The 18012-nt window shown below is 70.0% G+C and carries 18 protein-coding genes; 7 read left to right on the top strand and 11 right to left on the bottom strand.

Going from position 1 to position 18012, the window contains the following annotated elements; translation table 11 throughout:
- The coding region (locus ACFQ4H_RS23915; protein WP_377574260.1) for an HAD family hydrolase at positions 1 to 646 on the bottom strand (646 nt) is incomplete at its 3' end.
- A gap of 77 nt (positions 647 to 723) precedes the next feature.
- On the bottom strand, positions 724 to 1590 hold the full coding sequence (locus ACFQ4H_RS23910) for a carbon-nitrogen hydrolase family protein (RefSeq protein WP_377574257.1): 867 nt from the start codon (positions 1588 to 1590) through the stop codon (positions 724 to 726).
- A gap of 90 nt (positions 1591 to 1680) precedes the next feature.
- Between ACFQ4H_RS23910 and ACFQ4H_RS23905 the strand changes: the two genes are divergently transcribed.
- From ACFQ4H_RS23905 to ACFQ4H_RS23880, 6 genes are all read left to right on the top strand, one after another.
- A complete protein-coding gene (locus tag ACFQ4H_RS23905; RefSeq protein ID WP_377574254.1) occupies positions 1681 to 2283 on the top strand; it encodes a TetR/AcrR family transcriptional regulator in 603 nt (200 codons plus the stop codon).
- 33 nt (positions 2284 to 2316) lie between these two features.
- The gene (locus ACFQ4H_RS23900; RefSeq protein ID WP_377574252.1) at positions 2317 to 3240 is read left to right on the top strand and encodes a TIGR04222 domain-containing membrane protein; all 924 of its coding nucleotides are present in this window, start codon (positions 2317 to 2319) and stop codon (positions 3238 to 3240) included.
- A gap of 151 nt (positions 3241 to 3391) precedes the next feature.
- Positions 3392 to 4321, top strand: a complete 930-nt coding sequence (locus ACFQ4H_RS23895; RefSeq protein ID WP_377574249.1) for a TIGR04222 domain-containing membrane protein — start codon at positions 3392 to 3394, stop codon at positions 4319 to 4321.
- Complete coding sequence (locus ACFQ4H_RS23890) at positions 4318 to 5139, top strand: MbnB/TglH/ChrH family RiPP precursor modification enzyme (RefSeq protein ID WP_377574246.1); 822 nt, start codon at positions 4318 to 4320, stop codon at positions 5137 to 5139. Before ACFQ4H_RS23895 ends, ACFQ4H_RS23890 begins: the two co-directional genes overlap by 4 nt.
- Positions 5136 to 5606 (top strand): hypothetical protein, encoded by a 471-nt coding sequence (locus tag ACFQ4H_RS23885; RefSeq protein ID WP_377574243.1) that lies wholly within the window; start codon positions 5136 to 5138, stop codon positions 5604 to 5606. Before ACFQ4H_RS23890 ends, ACFQ4H_RS23885 begins: the two co-directional genes overlap by 4 nt.
- Positions 5607 to 5679: 73 nt before the next feature.
- Positions 5680 to 6441 carry an SDR family oxidoreductase gene (locus ACFQ4H_RS23880; protein WP_377574241.1) on the top strand — a complete coding sequence of 254 codons (762 nt, stop codon included), beginning with the start codon at positions 5680 to 5682 and terminating at the stop codon, positions 6439 to 6441.
- Positions 6442 to 6727: 286 nt separating this feature from the next.
- Here ACFQ4H_RS23880 and ACFQ4H_RS23875 read toward each other — a convergent pair whose 3' ends face one another.
- The 4 genes from ACFQ4H_RS23875 to ACFQ4H_RS23860 all read right to left on the bottom strand — a co-directional run bounded on the left by ACFQ4H_RS23875 (position 6728) and on the right by ACFQ4H_RS23860 (position 11776).
- Complete coding sequence (locus ACFQ4H_RS23875; RefSeq protein WP_377574271.1) at positions 6728 to 8671, bottom strand: ABC transporter ATP-binding protein; 1944 nt, start codon at positions 8669 to 8671, stop codon at positions 6728 to 6730.
- A 246-nt stretch (positions 8672 to 8917) separates the two neighbouring features.
- Entirely contained in the window at positions 8918 to 9682 is a 765-nt protein-coding gene (locus ACFQ4H_RS23870) for an enoyl-CoA hydratase/isomerase family protein (protein WP_377574238.1), read from the bottom strand.
- A 46-nt stretch (positions 9683 to 9728) separates the two neighbouring features.
- Positions 9729 to 9956: a helix-turn-helix domain-containing protein gene (locus ACFQ4H_RS23865; protein ID WP_007462679.1), complete on the bottom strand. Its 228-nt coding sequence runs from the start codon at positions 9954 to 9956 to the stop codon at positions 9729 to 9731.
- A gap of 215 nt (positions 9957 to 10171) precedes the next feature.
- Positions 10172 to 11776, bottom strand: coding sequence for an ABC-F family ATP-binding cassette domain-containing protein (locus ACFQ4H_RS23860; protein ID WP_377574234.1), 1605 nt, complete (start codon positions 11774 to 11776; stop codon positions 10172 to 10174).
- A gap of 235 nt (positions 11777 to 12011) precedes the next feature.
- Here ACFQ4H_RS23860 and ACFQ4H_RS23855 point away from each other — a divergent pair, with 235 nt between their 5' ends.
- Positions 12012 to 14039, top strand: a complete 2028-nt coding sequence (locus ACFQ4H_RS23855; RefSeq protein ID WP_377574232.1) for a prolyl oligopeptidase family serine peptidase — start codon at positions 12012 to 12014, stop codon at positions 14037 to 14039.
- 87 nt (positions 14040 to 14126) lie between these two features.
- On the opposite strand, the gene ACFQ4H_RS23850 is transcribed toward ACFQ4H_RS23855, so the two are convergent.
- The 5 genes from ACFQ4H_RS23850 to ACFQ4H_RS23830 form a co-directional block, all read right to left on the bottom strand.
- Positions 14127 to 14825 (bottom strand): acVLRF1 family peptidyl-tRNA hydrolase, encoded by a 699-nt coding sequence (locus ACFQ4H_RS23850; RefSeq protein ID WP_377574229.1) that lies wholly within the window; start codon positions 14823 to 14825, stop codon positions 14127 to 14129.
- Positions 14826 to 14862: 37 nt separating this feature from the next.
- Complete coding sequence (locus ACFQ4H_RS23845) at positions 14863 to 15492, bottom strand: LysE family transporter (protein WP_377574226.1); 630 nt, start codon at positions 15490 to 15492, stop codon at positions 14863 to 14865.
- A gap of 342 nt (positions 15493 to 15834) precedes the next feature.
- Positions 15835 to 16233, bottom strand: coding sequence for a metal-sulfur cluster assembly factor (locus tag ACFQ4H_RS23840; RefSeq protein WP_377574223.1), 399 nt, complete (start codon positions 16231 to 16233; stop codon positions 15835 to 15837).
- Positions 16230 to 16706 (bottom strand): Fe-S cluster assembly sulfur transfer protein SufU, encoded by a 477-nt coding sequence (gene sufU, locus ACFQ4H_RS23835; RefSeq protein ID WP_377574220.1) that lies wholly within the window; start codon positions 16704 to 16706, stop codon positions 16230 to 16232. The genes ACFQ4H_RS23840 and sufU overlap by 4 nt, the downstream gene beginning before the upstream one ends.
- Positions 16706 to 18010, bottom strand: coding sequence for a cysteine desulfurase (locus ACFQ4H_RS23830; protein ID WP_377574218.1), 1305 nt, complete (start codon positions 18008 to 18010; stop codon positions 16706 to 16708). The genes sufU and ACFQ4H_RS23830 overlap by 1 nt, the downstream gene beginning before the upstream one ends.
- Between the last annotated feature and the right edge of the window lie 2 nt (positions 18011 to 18012).

Here is an 18012-nt window from a genome sequence, read left to right as displayed (position 1 = left end):
AGCAGCCGACCAGCACGGCCGCCACCGCCTGGATCAGGCCGTCGACGACCCGCGTCGGAGCGAAGCGCCGGTCCACCCACCTGCGCCCCCGGTGCAGCCACACGCTGGGCAGCCCGACCGCCGCAGCGCCGCCGATGTCGGCTTCCGGCCCGTCGCCAACCACCCAGGCCCCACGCAGGTGCATCCGGGCCCGTTGTGCGGCCAGGGCGAAGATCCGAGGATTGGGTTTGCTGACCCCGACCTCCTCGGAGATGACCCAGTCCGCCACGTACCGGTCCAGGCCGGTACGGCGGATCTTGGTGTCCTCCTGGCGGACCGTACCGTTGCAGACCACCACCGGTACCCAACCCGCGTCACCCGCGATACGCAACGCGCAGGCAATCAACGGATCGAGTCGGGTGTAGTGGGCCATCCCCTCATGCTGCGCGTCGACCAGTTCGATCGAGGGGGTACGGAGGCCATATCGTTCACGGATAGCGTCAGCGACATCCCACCGGTCGGTCAGCCCGTCCGCGTCCACCGACAGTAACCAGTCGAGGTCGTCGGCCGGTGCCCCTATCTCCGACAGGAAGTTCTGCGCCCAGGACCGGAAGGCCCCGGCCCGGTCGAGCAGGGTGTTGTCCAGATCGAGGAGCAGCAGTGGCACGCCGCGACCCTACGTGAACTCCGGCACTCCACAACAGTCCATCAGGTAAACAACTGCGCCACCAATCAGAAAAATATTCATCGCAGCAGCAGTTGGCGGGCTGTTCCCTGGTTGGGCAGCCGGTCGACCAGCATACTGTGGGTGGCCCGTACCCGGAGCAACTCGGCCGCGTCGAGGGTCGCCACGACCACCGACTCGCCCTCGTTCGCCGCCCGGTCCAGCGGTCGGCCTTCCGGATCGTAAATCGCGGCACCACCGTTGAACCGCCACGGTTCCGGCCCGCCGACCGAGTTGGCGAAGACGACGTACATGCCGTTGTCCAGTGCCCGGGCCGGGTAGTAGACGTCACGGCGATGCACCGAGCCGGTGAGGTAGCCGCTCGGACACAGGTAGCCGTACGCACCGTCGTCAGCCGCTGCCCGCCCGTGCTCGGGAAAGCAGGCGTCGTAGCAGATGCCCAGGCCGAACCGCCAACCGTCGACCACCAGGGTCGCCCCACGGCTGCCCGGGACGAACAACTCGATCTCGTCCGCGCCGCACAGATGCTGTTTGTCGTACCCGACGGTGACGTCACCGGAACGATCCACCACAAGGGACGAGCAGGTACGACGCTGGTCGGTGTGACGCACCGACGCGCCGACGACCACGACCACTGCGCCGTCCCGGGCTGCCGCCCGCAACGGATCCAGCCTGGCATCGTCGACCCGCCCGTCGTCGGACGCGGCCACGTCGGTGCCGGCCGGGTCGTCGCGCAGGGCCGGTGGGTGGTACGCCGGCAGGAACAGCTCCGGTAGCACCAGCAGAGCCGCCCCGGCCTCGGCAGCTCGTCGCACCAGTCGAACCGAGGTCGCGACATTGCCGACCATGTCGCCGGGAACCGCCTCGGCCTGGGCCGCGGCGACGGTCAACGGGGCTGGCGACGGGACCGCGTCGGAGGGGGGCACGGCGAGATCGTAGCCGGTCGAATCGAGCCGCGCTAACCCAAGCCGTACGTACGGTTTGCATCACCGGGCGTCACCTGGAACGATCAGCCAATGCCCAGGGTAAGCCAGGACCAGCTCGACGCGCGCCGCCAGGAGATCCTTTCTGCGGCCCGCGCCTGTTTCGCCCGGCACGGGTACGAAGGTGCCACCGTACGGCGTCTGGAGGAGGCCACCGGACTGTCCCGGGGCGCGATCTTCCACCACTTCCGGGACAAGGACTCGCTCTTCCTCGCGGTGGCCGAGGACGACGCGGTGACGATGGTCGAGACCGTGGCGCGCAACGGTCTGGTCCAGGTGATGCGGGACCTGCTGGTCCGGGCGACCGCCCCGGACACCGCCGGCTGGCTCGGCAGCCAGCTCGAGGTGTCCCGGCGACTGCGTACCGATCCGGCGTTCGCCACCCGGTGGGCACAACGCTCGGCAGCCATCGCCGAAGCCACCCGGGAACGGCTCGGACGGCAACGCGACGCGGGGGTGCTCCGCGACGACGTACCGATCGAGGTGCTGGCGCGGTTCCTGGAGCTGGCCTACGACGGGCTGGTGCTGCACCTGGCCATGGGCCGACCGGCCGGTGACCTCGACCCGGTCCTCGATCTGGTCGAAGAGGCGGTACGTCGCCCGACGGCGGCCCGACCGGGTACGGACCAGCGATAGACCCGGTGGCGTGGCTGGCCCACAATGGGCGCCATGACGATCAGTCTCGCGGCGGCAGGTGACACCTGGGGCATCCCCGGCCCGGTGTTCGCGCTGATGTTCTTCATCGTCGGCGACCTGTTGATCCTGGCCACTGTGCTGCAACGCATCCTCCAGTTCTCCGGCTCGCGCCCGTCGCGGAATGTGCCGCGACTGGATGCGCAACAGGTCGCCTACCTCAACGGCGGTGAACGGCTGGCCGTCGACGCCGCGCTTGGTGGCCTGCGCGCCGCCGGCATCCTCGCGACACGCGGTGGCGCCTTCGTCATCACCGGATCACTGCCCGCCGGAGCGACCCCGCTGGACACGGCCGTCTACAACGCCGCAAGCCAGCAGACCCGGCCGGGTCACCTCCGGAACCATCAGTTCGTGACCGCCGCCCTCGCCCGACTGCGGGAGGGACTGGAGGTAGCTGGCCTCGCCCCGACCGCCCAACAGCGGCGCACCGCGCGCCTTCTCCCGCTGCTGCTGCTCGGCCTCGTCGGGCTGGGCCTCATCCGCCTCGTCGCCGGGCTGGCCGCCGGCAAGCCGGTGGCCTTCCTCATCGTCCTGCTCGTCATCTTCACCGTGGCCGCCACGGTGCTGCTGGCCAAGGTGCCGCGACAGACCCGAGCCGCCAGAGGCGTGTTGAGCGAGCTACGCAGGCAGTACGTCCACCTCTCCCCCAAGAACACGCCCGCCTACTCGAGCTACGGCGCAGCCAGTGCCGCGATGGGGGTCGCGCTCTTCGGCGGTGTCGCGCTGTGGAGTCTCGATCCGGAGTTCGCCGCCGAGGCCCAGATCCAGCGCAACGCCCTTGCTGGCAGCAGCAGCGGTGGCAATGCTGGCACCAGCGGCTGCGGCGGTGGCAGTAGCGGTGGGGACGGCGGCGGATGTGGTGGGGGTGGCGGCTGCGGCGGTGGCGGCTGCGGCGGCTGACCGCACCGGGCGACGTCGACGGCCCCAATGTCTGGCGACACGTTCCCACCCGGTCGTCCACACGTACGGGAAGCGGCCACCGCCCCGCTGATGCCCGTCGACGAGGCAGGCGGGGATGGACCGGGTTGCAGGGCTGTCCCACAATGACGCCATGGCGTTCGGTCTGGCGGCAGTTGGCGACACCTGGGGCATCTCCGGGCCGGTGTTCCTGCTGCTCTTCTTCCTCGCCGCTGCCGTGTTGACAGTGGCCACCGTGCTGCACCGTCGATTCCTCTTCGGCGGGGCCCCCGACTTCCAGGGGGTGGAACGACTGCACCCGCAACAGGTCGCCTACCTCAACAGCGCCTCCCGGGCCTATCGCACCCAACTCACCGTCGATACCGCACTGGGCGGGCTACGCGCCGCTGGAATCCTCGGGATGAAGGACGGCCGTCTCGTCACCAGCGGCCCGCTACCGCCCGGTGCGACCCCGCTGGACCAGGCCGTTTACCACGCTGCCGGCCAACGGGTCCGGCCCAGGGACCTGCGGACCCACCCCTGGGTGGTCGCCGCGATCGACCAACTCCGGCAGGGACTCGAAGCCGCCGGACTTCTGGAGACCGCCCGACAGCGACGATCGGCACGACTGATCCCGCTGCTGCTGCTCGGTCTCCTGGGGCTAGGTGTGGTCCGGCTCGTCGCCGGGCTCACCGACGGCAAACCGGTGCTCCTGCTCGTCCTCATGCTCGCCGCATTCAGCGTGGTCACCCTGGTGCTGCTACTGGCCCTGCCACTGCGCACCCGGGCCGCCAACTCCGCCCTGAGCCAACTACGGGTCCACCACGCCCATCTCTCCCCCAAGAGTTCGCCCGCCTACGCGACCTACGGTGCGGCCGGCGCGGCGATGGGCGTCGCGCTCTTCGGCGGTGTCGCGCTCTGGGGGCTCGACCCCGGTTTCGCCGCCGAGGCCCAGGTGGAGCGCCACTCCATCGCCAGCAGCGGCGACCAGAACGGTGGCAGTGGTGGTGGGGACGGCGGTGGGGACGGCGGCGGCGGGTGCGGCGGCGGTGGCTGCGGCGGATGTGGTGGGTGCGGCGGATGAGCCTGCCCGACCTCGGGGTGGGCATCGGCTGGCGACCCGACATCTCGGGGGTCGTCGCCGAACTGCCGGGACTCCGCTTCGTGGAGGTGGTCGCCGAGTCGATCAGCGCTGACGGGCCGCTCCCCGACACGCTGAGCGCACTGCGAGCACGCGACGTCACCGTCATCCCGCACGGCGTACGGCTCTCCCTCGGCGGGGCGGAGCCGGTCGAGCCGGCCCGGGTCGCGCACCTCGCCCAGGTTGCCGAACTGCTCGGCGCACCACTGGTCAGCGAGCACATCGCCTTCGTCCGCGCCGGGGGCGTCGAGGCCGGGCACCTGCTGCCCCTGCCCCGGACCCGGGACGCGGTGGACGCGATGGTCGCCAACGTCGTCCGGGCCCAGACCGAACTGCCGGTGCCGATCGCACTCGAACCGATCGCGGCCATCTTCGACTGGCCCGACGACGAAATGGACGAGGCACAGTTCATCACCGAGATCCTCGATCGTACCGGCGCCTGGCTGCTGCTCGACATCGCCAACGTCTACGCCAACGCCCGGAACCGGGGCACCGACCCGGTCGCGTTGCTCGACCGGCTGCCGCTGGAACGGATCGCCTACACCCATGTTGCCGGTGGTGCCGAGCACGCCGGTATCTACCACGACACACACACCGATCCCGTACCGACACCCGTGCTCGACCTGATCGGTGAGCTGTGCGCCCGGCACCGGCCCCCGGCCCTGTTGCTGGAACGCGACGGGCACTACCCGCCGGCCGATCTGCTCCGCCGTGAGCTGGACGCCATCGCCGCAGCCTCCGGCTATCCCACGATCACATGACCGGGGCCGCTGAACCGAGTCGGCCGGATCTCGCCACCCGGCAGGCGGAACTGGTGGCCACCCTGGTCTCGGGTGCCCCGGTGCCGGCCGGTTTCGACCCCCGGCTGGTCGCGGTGGCCCGGACGGCGCTGCTGCGCAAGCGGGCCGGGGACGTGGCCCGGCACTGGCCGCTGCTGGCCGCCGGCCTCGGCGACCGGTGGCTGCCAACGTTCGCCCAGTGGGCCGCCACCCGGCCCACCCAGGGTTCGCTACGCGACGGTTGGGATCTCGCCCGGACGCTGGCGGCCGACGCGCCGTTACCCGGGCCGGCCGCCGAGGAACTGGCCGTCCGCGAGGCCGGCTGGTCGTACGACGGCAGCAACGCACCGCGCCGACGTCGGCTGCCGGTCGTCCGGCGGGCCGACGGTGGCATCGTGGTGCAGGTCGCCGGCCGGATTCGGATCCTGCGTCGGCCGGGGCACGGATAGCGGGTGTCCCGGCCGTGGGCGGCGGACCGGGGCGCACGTAGCGTCCGATCCGCCGGTACGGCAGGATCGGCGCATGGATCTCGGACTCGCATCCCGGGTGTACGTGCTGACCGGCGCTTCCCGAGGGTTGGGCTTCGCCACCGCACAGTGCCTCGTGGCCGATGGTGCGCGGGTGGTGCTCTCCGCCCGTGACTCCACTCAGGTGGAAGCCGCGGTCGAACGGCTCGGCGGCCAGGATCGGGCGGTCGGCGTGACTGCGGACCTGGCTGACCCGGACACCCCGGGACGCCTCGTGGACCTCGCCCGCCAGCACTTCGGACGCATCGACGGCGCGCTCATCTCCGTCGGTGGCCCGCCACCGGGCACCGCCGCGACGATGACCGACCAGCAGTGGCGTGACTCGTTCGAAACCGTCTTCCTCGGCACGGTCCGCACCGCTCGTACCATCGCCGCGGCGCTGCCCACCGGTGGCGCGATCGGCCTGGTGTTGTCCACGTCGGCGCGGGTTCCCGTCGCCGGGCTGGGCATCTCCAACGGGCTACGGCCAGGTCTGGCCGGGGTGGCCAAGGACATGGCCGACGAGTACGGCCCGCGCGGCGTCCGCATCTTCGGTCTGCTCCCCGGGCGGATCATGACCGATCGCAACGTCGAACTCTTCGCCGCCACCGGCGACCCGGACCGGGCCCGGGCCGAGGCGGAGGCGGCCATCCCGCTGCGGAGGCTGGGTGACCCGGACGAGTTCGGGCGGGTCGCCGCCTTTGCCCTCTCCCCCGCCGCCGGTTACCTGACCGGACTGACCATCCCGGTCGACGGCGGGGCGTTGCGGAGCCTTTAGCCGGTTGTGGAGCAGGAGCGGTGGTCTCGAAACTGGGTCTGATGGAACTACTGATCGCACTGGTATGTGGGCTGTTCTGCCTCACGGTCGTGGTCGCGGCGGTCGCCGGTGCGGTAGTGGTGGCCCGCCGTAGGAAGTGACCGGTTCCGTTGGTGACGGGGAGGTTCCGACGTGAGTCTCTTGATGCTACTGGTGACGCTGGTCGCCGGACTGCTGTGTGTCGGGCTGGTGGCCGCCGCTGTCATCGGCTTGGTGATGCTGACCAAACGCCAGGGCTGACCGGCGGTCAGGGCCGGTCGTAGTCCCGTAGCGGAACGGTGATCATCGGGTCCGGGCCGACGGCGTCGACGTGCGGGGCCGGCGAGTCGGCCACCGCGAACTGGGTGCGGTACAGCTCGGCGTACAGGCCACCGAGGGCGACCAGCTCGTCGTGCCTGCCCCGCTCGACGATCCGTCCCCGGTCCAGCACCAGGATCTGGTCGGCCTCCCGTACGGTGGAGAGCCGGTGCGCGATGACCAACGCCGTACGCCCGTTGAGGGCGACCGCCAGCGCCCGCTGGACCGCCGCTTCGGACTCGGAGTCGAGGTGTGCGGTCGCCTCGTCGAGGACGACGATCGACGGGGCCTTGAGCAGCAGACGGGCGATGGCGATGCGCTGCTTCTCGCCACCCGAGAAGCGGTAGCCGCGCTCCCCGACCATCGTGTCGAGACCGTCGGGCAGTGCCCGGACCAGGTCCTCGACCTGCGCCCCGCGCAGTGCCGCCCACAACTCGTCGTCGGTGGCGTCCGGCTTGGCGTAGCGGAGGTTGTCGGCGATGGTCTCGTGGAACAGGTGCGAGTCCTGGGTCACCACGCCGATCTCGTCACGTAGCGACTCCAGCGTCGCGTCCCGTACGTCGACCCCGCCGACGCGTACCTCCCCCTCGGTCACGTCGTAGACCCGCGACAGCAGCATCGACGTGGTCGACTTGCCGGCGCCGGACGGCCCGACCAGGGCGACCATCTGCCCGGGCTCGACGGTGAAGGACACCCCGCGCAGCACCGGGTCGGAGACGGTACGGTCCAGCGTCGCGACGTCCTCCAGGGAGGCCAGCGACACCTCGTCGGCGGTCGGGTAGCGGAACTGCACGTCGCGGAACTCCAGTCGGCCGCTGCCCCGGGGGATGGCCACCGCATCCGACTTCTCCGCGATCGAGGGAGCAAGGTCGAGCACCTCGAAGACCCGGTCGAAGGAGACCAGGGCGCTCATCACGTCGACCCGGACGTTGGACAACGCGGTGAGCGGACCGTAGAGCCGGGTGAGCAGCAGGGCGAGGGTGACCACCGTGCCGGCACTGACCGTGTCGTTGACCGCCAGCCAGCCACCGAGCCCGTAGGTGAGTGCCTGGGCCAGCGACGCCACCAGCATCATCGCCACGAAGAAGGTACGCGAGTACATCGCGGACTGGATGCCGATGTCCCGGACCCGTTCGGCCCGCCCGGCGAACCGTCGCGCCTCGACCTCGGGTCGGCCGAAGAGCTTCACCAGCAGCGCGCCGGAGACCCCGAAGCGTTCGGTCATCGTGGCGTTCATCTTGGCGTCGAGGTCGTACGACTCACGGGTGATCGCCGCCAGCCGCCGCCCGACCCGCCGGGCCGGAATGATGAAGATCGGCAGCAGGACCAGTGACAGCGCGGTGATCTGCCAGGACAGGGTGAACATGACGGCGGCGGTGAGCACCAGTTGGATGACGTTGCTGACCACACCGGAGAGCGTCGAGGTGAAGGCCCGCTGTGCCCCCATCACGTCGTTGTTGAGCCGGCTGACCAGCGCACCGGTCTGGGTACGGGTGAAGAACTGCAACGGCATCCGCTGCACGTGGTCGTAGACCCGGGTGCGCAGGTCGAGGATGATGCCCTCGCCGATCCGGGCCGAGTACCAACGTTGGGCCAGGGACAGCAGGGCGTCGACGACGGCGAGACCGGCGATGAACAGCGCCAGCCGTACGACGATGCTGCCGGCCTCCGGGCCGCCCCCGCTGATGGCGTTGATGACGTCTCCGGCCAGCACCGGGGTGGCGACGCCGATGACGGCGGCCAGCACCACGGTGATCAGGAAGACGACGATGTCGCGCCGATAGGGGCGGGCGAACGCGACGATGCGCCGACTGGTGCCCCGGGTCAACCGGTGCGCCGTGACCTCGTCCTGGCTGCGCATCGAACGCAGCATGCTCCAGCCACTACCGCCCATCGGGTGGGACACCCGTCACCTCCATGTCGTTGTCTCCGCCGAGTCGGGAAGCGGATCACGGGTCTGCGACCCGCCGGCCCAGTCTTCCCGACGACTACGACAACCTGACAGGTAACCGGTTTGTTCCCGACCGGTCCTTACTATCCGAGTATCCGGCGCACACTGACGGCCGACGCGGACCAGCGTCCCCGTACCACCGTCGCCCGGAGGCCGGACCCGGCGGACCGACCGGTGCGAACCGGTGAACTACTCGCCGCGACCGGCGAGATCCCGCAGGCGACGGGTCTGCGCCTCCCGCTCCGCCCGCTGCTGCTCTGCCGGGGACCGGCCAGCGGCACCCGCCAGCAGCACCTTGATCTCGACGACCGCATCCCGGTTGCCGGCCAGGATCGCCGCGGTCAGGTCGTTCACCGCGACATCCAGGTCGTCCGGCGGTACGACCACGGTCGCCAGGCCGAGCCGCTGTGCCTCGGCCGCGTCCAGCCGCCGTCCGGTAACGCAGATCTCCAACGCCCGGGCATAGCCGACCAGGTCGACCAGTCGCTTGGTGCCCGCCAGGTCCGGTACCAGGCCGAGCGTCACCTCGGCCATCGACAGTTTCGCGTCGTCGGCCAGCACCCGCAGGTCGCAGGCCAGCGCCAACTGGAACCCGGCCCCGATCGCGTGGCCGCGTACGGCTGCGATGGAGACGATGTCCGGTCGGTGCAGCCAGGTGAAGGCGGCCTGGAACTCGGCGATGCGCTCGGCGCACTCGTCGGGCGGGAGTGCGGTCAGCCCGGCGAACGAGTCCTCACCCGTCCCACCGGCAACCGACAGGTCCAGCCCGGCCGAGAACGACCGGCCCGCCCCGCGTACCACGACAACCCGCACGCTGCCGGGCAGGTCACGGGAGAACGTACGCAGTGCCCGCCACATGGCAGGGGTCTGCGCATTGAGCACGTCGGGCCGGCACAACGTGACAATCGCTACCGGCCCGTCGCATTCCAGCCGAACCTCGTCGTCTGCGGTCACGGTGTGTACCGTAAACGATCGAGGACGGACCAGGTTGATGTGCGGGTCACGCCTTCTTGCGACGGCGAGCGCCGCCGCGCTGGCGCAGCTGTACGCCGGACTCAGTGAGCACCCGGTGGATGAACCCGTAGGAACGGCCGGTCGAGGCCGCCAGGGCGCGAATGCTCTCGCCGGAGGTGTACCGCTTGACCAGGTCCTTGGCGAGCGTCTGGCGCTCGGCTCCGACGATCCGGCGACCCTTCTCAGTGCTGGTGGCTGTGCCGGTGGCTGCCATGTTGATTCCTCACGTCCCAGACTGTGCGGTTCGATACGGTCCCACCTATTAGACCGCCTCGAACGATCATGCGCTAGATATCAACTCTTCGCCAACCGACACGCACAACAGTGTCAGTTTCCCGATAACGTGATTGCGCAAATAGTTGAGGAGTGTCCGGGTCTTTGGAATCCCCGGAGCTGGTCGCACCTGCTCTGGTACGGCGAGACGACCACTCAGGCCAGCTCGACCAACTCCAACAGGTCGTCACTCCAGGCATCCTCGTCACCATCGGGCAGCAGGATCGCCCGGTCCGGCTTGAGTGCCATGACCGCGCCCGGATCATGGGTGACCAGCACGATCGCCCCGGGATAACGGGCGATCGCGTCGAGGACCTGTTCGCGGCTGACCGGGTCCAGGTTGTTCGTGGGCTCATCGAGCAACAGCACATTCGCGCCGGAACAGACCAGCGTGGCCAGCGCCAACCGGGTCTTTTCCCCGCCGGAGAGCACACCGGCCGGCTTGTCGACGTCGTCGCCGGAAAAGAGAAACGCTCCCAAAATCTTACGAAGATCAGTGTCCGACTGTTCAAATGCCGCACTACGCATGTGGTCGAGCACACTGCGGTCCACGTCGAGCGTTTCGTGTTCCTGGGCGTAGTAGCCCAGCCGAAGCCCGTGTCCGGGGTGGACCTCGCCGGTGTCCGACGGCAACAACCCGCCGAGAATTCGCAGCAGCGTGGTCTTTCCGGCACCGTTGAGCCCGAGGATGGCCACCCGCGATCCCCGGTCGACGGCGACGTTCACGTCGGTGAAGATCTCCAGCGAGCCGTACGACTTGGACAGCCCGGTCGCGGTGAGCGGGGTCTTGCCGCAGGGTGCCGGACTGGGGAAGCGCACCTTGGCCACGCGGTCGGCGACCCGTACCTCCTCCAACCCGGAGAGCAGCCGCTCGGCCCGACGCGCCATGTTCTGCGCCGCGACCGTCTTGGTCGCCTTGGCCCGCATCTTGTCCGCCTGCGCCATCAGCGCGCCGGCCTTCTTCTCCGCGTTGGCCCGTTCCCGGCGACGCCGCCGCTCGTCGGTCTCCCGCTGTTCGAGGTACGCCTTCCAGCCGAGGTTGTAGCCGTCCACCACGGAACGGGTGGCGTCGAGGAACCACACCTTGTTGACGACCGCCTCCAGCAGGCTCGCGTCGTGACTGATCACGATCAGGCCGCCCTTGTGTCCGCTGAGGAAGCCACGCAACCAGGTGATCGAGTCGGCGTCGAGGTGGTTGGTCGGCTCGTCCAGCAGCAGGATGCCGCCGCCGTTCTCACCGGCGTCCCGGAACAGGATCCGGGCCAGCTCGACCCGGCGACGCTGACCGCCGGAGAGCGTGCCGATGGTCTGGGCCAGCACCCGGTCGGGCAGCCCCAGGTTGGCGCAGATCCGGGCCGCCTCCGCCTCGGCGGCGTACCCACCGAGGGCGGCGAACTGGTCCTCGAGCGCACCGTACCGGCGGACCAGGCGCTCGTCCCCACCATCGGCGAGCCGATGCTCGAGTTCCTTCATCTGGGCCATGAGCGTGTCCAGACCACGGGCGGAGAGCACCCGGTCGCGGGCGGTGACTTCGAGGTCGCCCGTACGTGGGTCCTGGGGGAGGTAGCCCACCGCGCCCCGGCGGTCGATCTGACCGGCGTAGGGCTGCCCCTCGCCGGCCAGCACCTTGAGTGTCGTGGTCTTGCCCGCACCGTTACGGCCGACCAGGCCGATCCGGTCGCCGGGTTGGACCCGCAGGGTGGTGTCCGAGAGCAGGATCCGGGCGCCGGCGCGCAGTTCCAGGCCGGTGGCAGTGATCATATCGAGGGACTCGCTTCCGGGATCGAAGGCTGATTCAGGGCACGCGGATCCGCCGACGGGGTTTCACCTGCCGTCGGCACGGGGCGGTTCAGCCTTCGCAAAGCAGCACGGGTCCGAGTGTACCCGCCGCCGTACGATCGCCTCCGCCGGTTTCCCAAGCAAGATCGTTAAATCATGAGTCGGCATCATGACCGGTACCGCGATCATGCGGCAACTGGTTGGCAGAGTTGCCGACATGACCGAAACAACCAGTCATGTCGACCGATTCCTCTGGTTGGAGGACCTCGGCGGTGAACGGCCTGCGGCCTGGGTCCGGGAACAGAACGCCCAAACCATCACAACGCTGACCGGCAACGCATCATTCCCCGGGTTGCGGACCGAGCTCCGGCAGGTCCTCGACGCCGACGATCGGATACCACTGCCCCACTTCCGTGGCGAACACCTCTACGACTTCTGGCAGGACGAGGCACACCCCCGGGGCGTATGGCGGCGTACGACGCTGGAGCAGTACCGCCGGCCGAAGCCGGACTGGCAGGTGCTCCTCGACGTCGACGCGCTGGCCGCCGAGGAGGCGGAGAACTGGGTCTGGAAGGGCCCGACCGTCCTGCGGCCAGGCTATCGGCGCTGCCTGGTCAGTCTCTCCCGGGGCGGCTCCGACGCGATCGTGGTACGGGAGTTCGACCTACAGGACCGGGTCTTCGTCGAGGACGGCTTCCACCTGCCCGAGGCCAAGAGCAGCGTCGGTTGGATCGACCTCGACCACATCTATGTGGCCACCGACTTCGGGCCGGGGACGCTGACCGACTCCGGCTATCCCCGGATCGTCAAACAGTGGCGCCGTGGGACACCACTGGCGGAGGCGGTCACGGTCTACCAGGGGCACCACGAGGACATCGGCGTCGGCGCCCTGCGCGACCCGACCGCCGGCTTCGAGCGTGACCTGGTGATCCGTGGGTTGGACTTCTACCGCAACGAGACTTACCTTCGCACCGAAGGCGGTGACCTGATCCGCATCGAGGTGCCGGACGACGCGCAGATCGACATCCACCGCGAATGGCTGCTCATCCGGCTGCGCTCGGCGTGGACCGTCGGCCCGACGACCTACCCGGCCGGAGCCGCCCTGATCACCCGGTTCGACGAGTTCCTGGCCGGCGGACGGGAGCTGACCGTGCTCTTCGAACCCGACCCGGGCACCGCGCTGAACCACCACTACTGGACCCGTAACCACCTGGTCCTCGCCATGCTGTCGGACGTACGCAGCCGACTCGAGGTGCTCACCCCGACGGAGACGGGGTGGCACCGTAGCCCGCTGGCCGGAGGCTCGGAGTTCGACCACACCGAGATCATCTCCACCAATCCCGACCACACCGACGAGTACCTGCTGTCCTGCGGCGGCTTCATCCGTCCCACCACGCTGCACTACGGCCGGATCGGCGACGGGTTCGAGCCCGTCAAGCAGGAGCCGGAACTGTTCGCCACGACCGGGCTGTCGGTCCGGCAGTTCTTCGCCACCTCGGCGGACGGCACGCAGGTGCCGTACTTCGTCGTGGGACCGTCGGACGGTTCCGCCGGGCCGACCCTGCTCAGCGGATACGGCGGTTTCGAACTGTCGAGGACCCCCAGCTACAACGGGGTCATCGGCCGTGGCTGGCTGGCCCGGGGCGGTACGTACGTGGTGGCCAACATCCGGGGCGGGGGTGAGTACGGCCCGGCGTGGCACCGCTGCGCGATCCGGGAGAACCGGCCCCGGGCGTACGAGGACTTCGCGGCGGTCGCCGCCGACCTGGTGCAGCGGGGCATCACCGTACCGTCCCGGCTCGGGATCGAGGGCGGCAGCAACGGCGGACTGCTGATGGGGGTGATGCTGACCCGCTACCCGCACCTGTTCGGGGCGGTGGTCGCGCGGGTCCCGCTGCTGGACATGCGGCGCTATCACAAGCTGCTGGCCGGTGCGTCCTGGATGGCGGAGTACGGCGACCCGGACGACGAGGCGGACTGGGCCTACCTGCGCGAGTATTCGCCGTACCACAACGTCAGCGAGACCACGACATACCCGCCGGCACTGTTCGTCACCTCCACCCGGGACGACCGCGTGCATCCCGGGCATGCCCGGAAGATGGTGGCCCGACTACGCGAGGCGGGACACGACGTGTCCTACTACGAGAACGTCGAGGGCGGGCACGGAGCAGCGTCCGACAATGCCCAGCTGGCCTTCATGTGGGCGCTGATCCTGGAGTTCCTCTGGCCCCGGCTGCGTGGCTAGTCACGACACCGGCGAGCCCGGCAGCGGACGGCTTGGCGTTGGCCGACCGACGCTGAGCTGTCGCGGCCGGGCAGCGGCGGGCCCGACTCAGAGCGGGCTCTCCCCCGGGCCGGGAGCAGCAGCGGCGACATCCGGCCCGGGCAGCGGGTCACGCACCAGGATCCGGACCGCTCGGGCAGCACCGATGGCGTCGACCAGGACCGCGTGCCGGGGCTCGGGCACGTCCAGCAACCGGTCCGACCGGAGCGCGGCCAGCGCGGCCAGCCGCCGGTCGGCGAGGATCGTGTCGATCGCCCGGCGGTCCCCGCCGGGCACCAGCGCGGCCAGCGTGTCGACCGCTGGCAACAGCAGTCGGACGGCCAACTCCCCCGCGTCGGCCATCGCCGCCCTGGCCTGGTTGTCCCGTCGGCGGGCGAACCGCTGCTGGGACCAGCCGCCCGCCGCAGTCCGTCCCTGCACGTATCGGGTGTCCACCTTGGATACCACCAGGCGTTCGCCGTCGGCGATCCCCACCGCCACCGCCCCCTTGCGGGCCAGCAGCAGGCCCAGCCGACGGGGAGCCGTTACGGCGGCGAGAAAGCCGTCCAGCTCCGTCGCGGCCGGCACGCCCGGCGGGGCGTGCAGTTCGGCGCGGGCACCGTCGGGGGCGTCCAGCAGGACACCGTACGGCTGAATGGTGGTCCGGGACGGGCCGTGCCGGGCGGTGAAACCGTCGATCCACCGGGCCAGACGGGCCGGGGCGACCTCGACCCACCGGCCACCGCCGGCGGCGGGTCTGCTGCGCATGCCCGCAACGGTACGCCACGGGCCGAGCGGTCGGACGTCACCGGGGCAGCAGCATGCCGACCACCAACGCCACGATCAGCACGCTCGACCCGAGTGCGGTGAACAGTTGGCCACGAGCGCCGGTCAGCAGCCGCCCGACGAGTGAACCGCCGGTGGCCACCAGCAGTTGCCAGCTCGCGGAGGCGACGAGGGCGGCTACGGCGAAGACCATCGCCTCGACGAAGGTCATCCCGTCGGCCGTCTGCCGGCCGAGGACAAGCGCCGCGAAGTAGACCACCGTCATCGGGTTGAGCATCGTCAACGCCAGCAGTCCGGCGTACGCCCGGCCCGGGGTGGCCAGCCCCCGACCGCTCCGGGCGGCCGGTGCGGGGTTGCCGTACCGCCGGATCGCGGCGACCGCGGTGTGCCCGGCCAGCGCGACGAGGATCGCCGCCGCGACCCACCGCAGCGGCCCCGCGACCGGCTCGATCAGACCGGCCAGCGCAGCCCCGCCCAGTACCGCGACGACGGCGTAGATACCGTCAGCGGTCGCCACACCCATCGCCGCGGCGACGCCCACCCGCAGTGAGGTACGGGCCGCCAGCCCCATGACGAGGATCGCGATGGCACCGACGGGCACGGCGACGCCGTAGCCGGCCAACAGCCCGGCCAGCAGAGCGTCGATCATGTACGTGGCGTGGGGGTCGACGCCGCCGGTCGGCCGGCCTGCTGTCGCCCGGCGACGGTGGCCGGGACAACCAGGACGGCGGACTGCGACGTCGACTTGATCACGGGTTCATCGTGGGCACCCGGAGCCCGCTGGGCAACCGATATACCGAGGCCGTCACGACACCGGCATCGACCATGCCGCCACGGACGCCGGAACGTGTCCGGTCCTTCCGGGACCCACCCGGCACGATCGGCACCGACTCAACACAATCAGGACCCATCCCGGCACGATCGGGACCGACTCAACACGATCGGGACCCGGCACCGATGACAGCCGGTGCCGGGTCCCGATCGACGACGGTCAGACGTTGAAGCCGAGCGCCCGGAGCTGGTCGCGCCCCTCGTCGGTGATCTTGTCCGGGCCCCATGGCGGCAGCCACACCCAGTTGATCCGCATGTCGCTCACCAGCCCGCCACCGGGACCGGTGGTCAGCGCCTGGCGGGCCTGGTCCTCGATGACGTCGGTCAACGGGCAGGCTGCCGAGGTCAGCGTCATGTCCAGGGTCGCGACGTTGTCGTCGTCCACGTGCACCCCGTAGACCAGACCGAGGTCGACGACGTTGATGCCCAACTCGGGGTCGACGACGTCCTTCATCGCCTCTTCGATGTCGGCGATGGCAGCCTTGGTGGTGGCCGTCCCGGGGCCCGACTCGGCCGGAGCTACCGGCTCTGCCACGGCTGCGGTCTCTTCGGAACTCATGGTGTCTTCACCTCCGGGCTCACGCCCACCCCGGCGCGTGCCGCAGCGTCCTTGAACGCCATCCACGGCAGCAACGCACACTTCACGCGGGCTGGGTAACGGGCGACGCCGGCAAACGCCACCCCGTCCCCCAGCACATCCTCGTCCGGGGTCACCTGACCCCGGCCGGACAACAGCTCGACGAATGCCTGGTGCACCGCAGACGCCTCGTCCGCTCCCCGGCCCTGGAGCAGTTCGTGCAGCACGCTGGCCGATGCCTGGCTGATCGAGCAGCCCGCGCCGTCGTACGAGATGTCAGCCAGCACGCCGTCAGCCGTGGCGACCCGTACGGTCACCTCGTCACCGCAGGTCGGATTGACATGGTGCGCCTCGGCGACCCGGTACGCGTCACCGGCGGGCTCCCGCAGTCCGCGCCCGTGCGGATTCTTGTAGTGGTCCAGGATGATCTCCTGGTAGAGCTGGTCGATCTGCATCAGCCGAACACCTTCCGCGCCTGTTCAAGGCTACGCACCAGCGCGTCGATCTCACCCGTGGTGGTGTACAGGTAGAACGAGGCGCGGGTCGTCGCCGGTACGCCGTAGCGCACGCAGACCGGCCGGGCACAGTGGTGGCCGACCCGCACCTGCACACCCTCGGCGTCGAGGATCTGGCCCACGTCGTGCGGGTGGACCCCGTCGAGCGCGAACGAGATCGTGCCGCCCCGACCGATCGGTACGACCGGACCGAAGATCCGCAACCCGGGGACCGTGGCCAGAGCATCCAACGCGTAGGCCGTGATCTCCTTCTCGTGCCACTGCACGGCCCGCATCCCGATCCCGGTCAGGTAGTCGACGGCCGCACCGAGCCCGACCGCCTCGGCGATCGGCGGGGTACCCGCCTCGAACCGGGCCGGCGGCGGCGCGAAGGTCGACCCCTGCATCGTCACGGTCTCGATCATCGAACCACCGCCGAGCACCGGCGGCATGGCCGCCAGCAGCTCGGTCCGCCCCCAGAGCACGCCGATCCCGGTCGGCCCGCACATCTTGTGTCCGGTGAAGGCGATGAAGTCGGCGTCCAGGTCCACCACGTCGACCGGCTGGTGGGGCACCGACTGCGAGCAGTCGAGCATCAGCAGCGCGCCGACCTGGCGGACCCGCTCGGTGATCCGCGCGGTGGCGTTGATGGTGCCGAGGATATTGGACATGTGCACGATCGAGACGATCTTCGTCCGCTCGGTGACCAGTTCCTCGAGGTTCGACTCGTCGAGTCGACCCCCCTCGGTCACGCTGAACCAGCGCAGCGTGGCGCCGGTGCGCTGGCACAGCAACTGCCAGGGCACGATGTTCGAGTGGTGCTCCATCTCGGAGATGACCACCTCGTCGCCCGGCCCCAGCCGGAACCGCGGGTCTGCGGCCGGGTCGAGGGAGGCGTTGGAGAAGGCGTACGCCACCAGGTTGATCGCCTCGGTGGAGTTCTTGGTAAACACCACCTCGTCCGGGCTGGACGCGTTGATGAAGGCGGCCACCTTCGCCCGCGCGCCCTCGTACGCCTCGGTCGCCTCGGTGCCCAGCGTGTGCACCGAGCGGGAGACGTTGCCGTTGTGCCGCTCGTTGTGTTCCCGCACGGCGTCGATCACCTGCCGCGGCTTCTGCGAGGTGTTGGCGCTGTCCAGGTAGACCATCGGATGCCCGTTGATCATCCGGTCCAGGATCGGGAAGTCGGCGCGCACCTTCGCGACGTCGTACCGGGGCACGTCGTCGTACTGCGGCATCCCCTGCGGGATTGCGATGATGCTCATCT

The organism is Micromonospora sonneratiae (assembly GCF_042679305.1).
Taxonomy (GTDB): domain Bacteria; phylum Actinomycetota; class Actinomycetes; order Mycobacteriales; family Micromonosporaceae; genus Micromonospora_H; species Micromonospora_H sonneratiae.
This window is presented reverse-complemented; position numbering and strand designations above follow the sequence as displayed.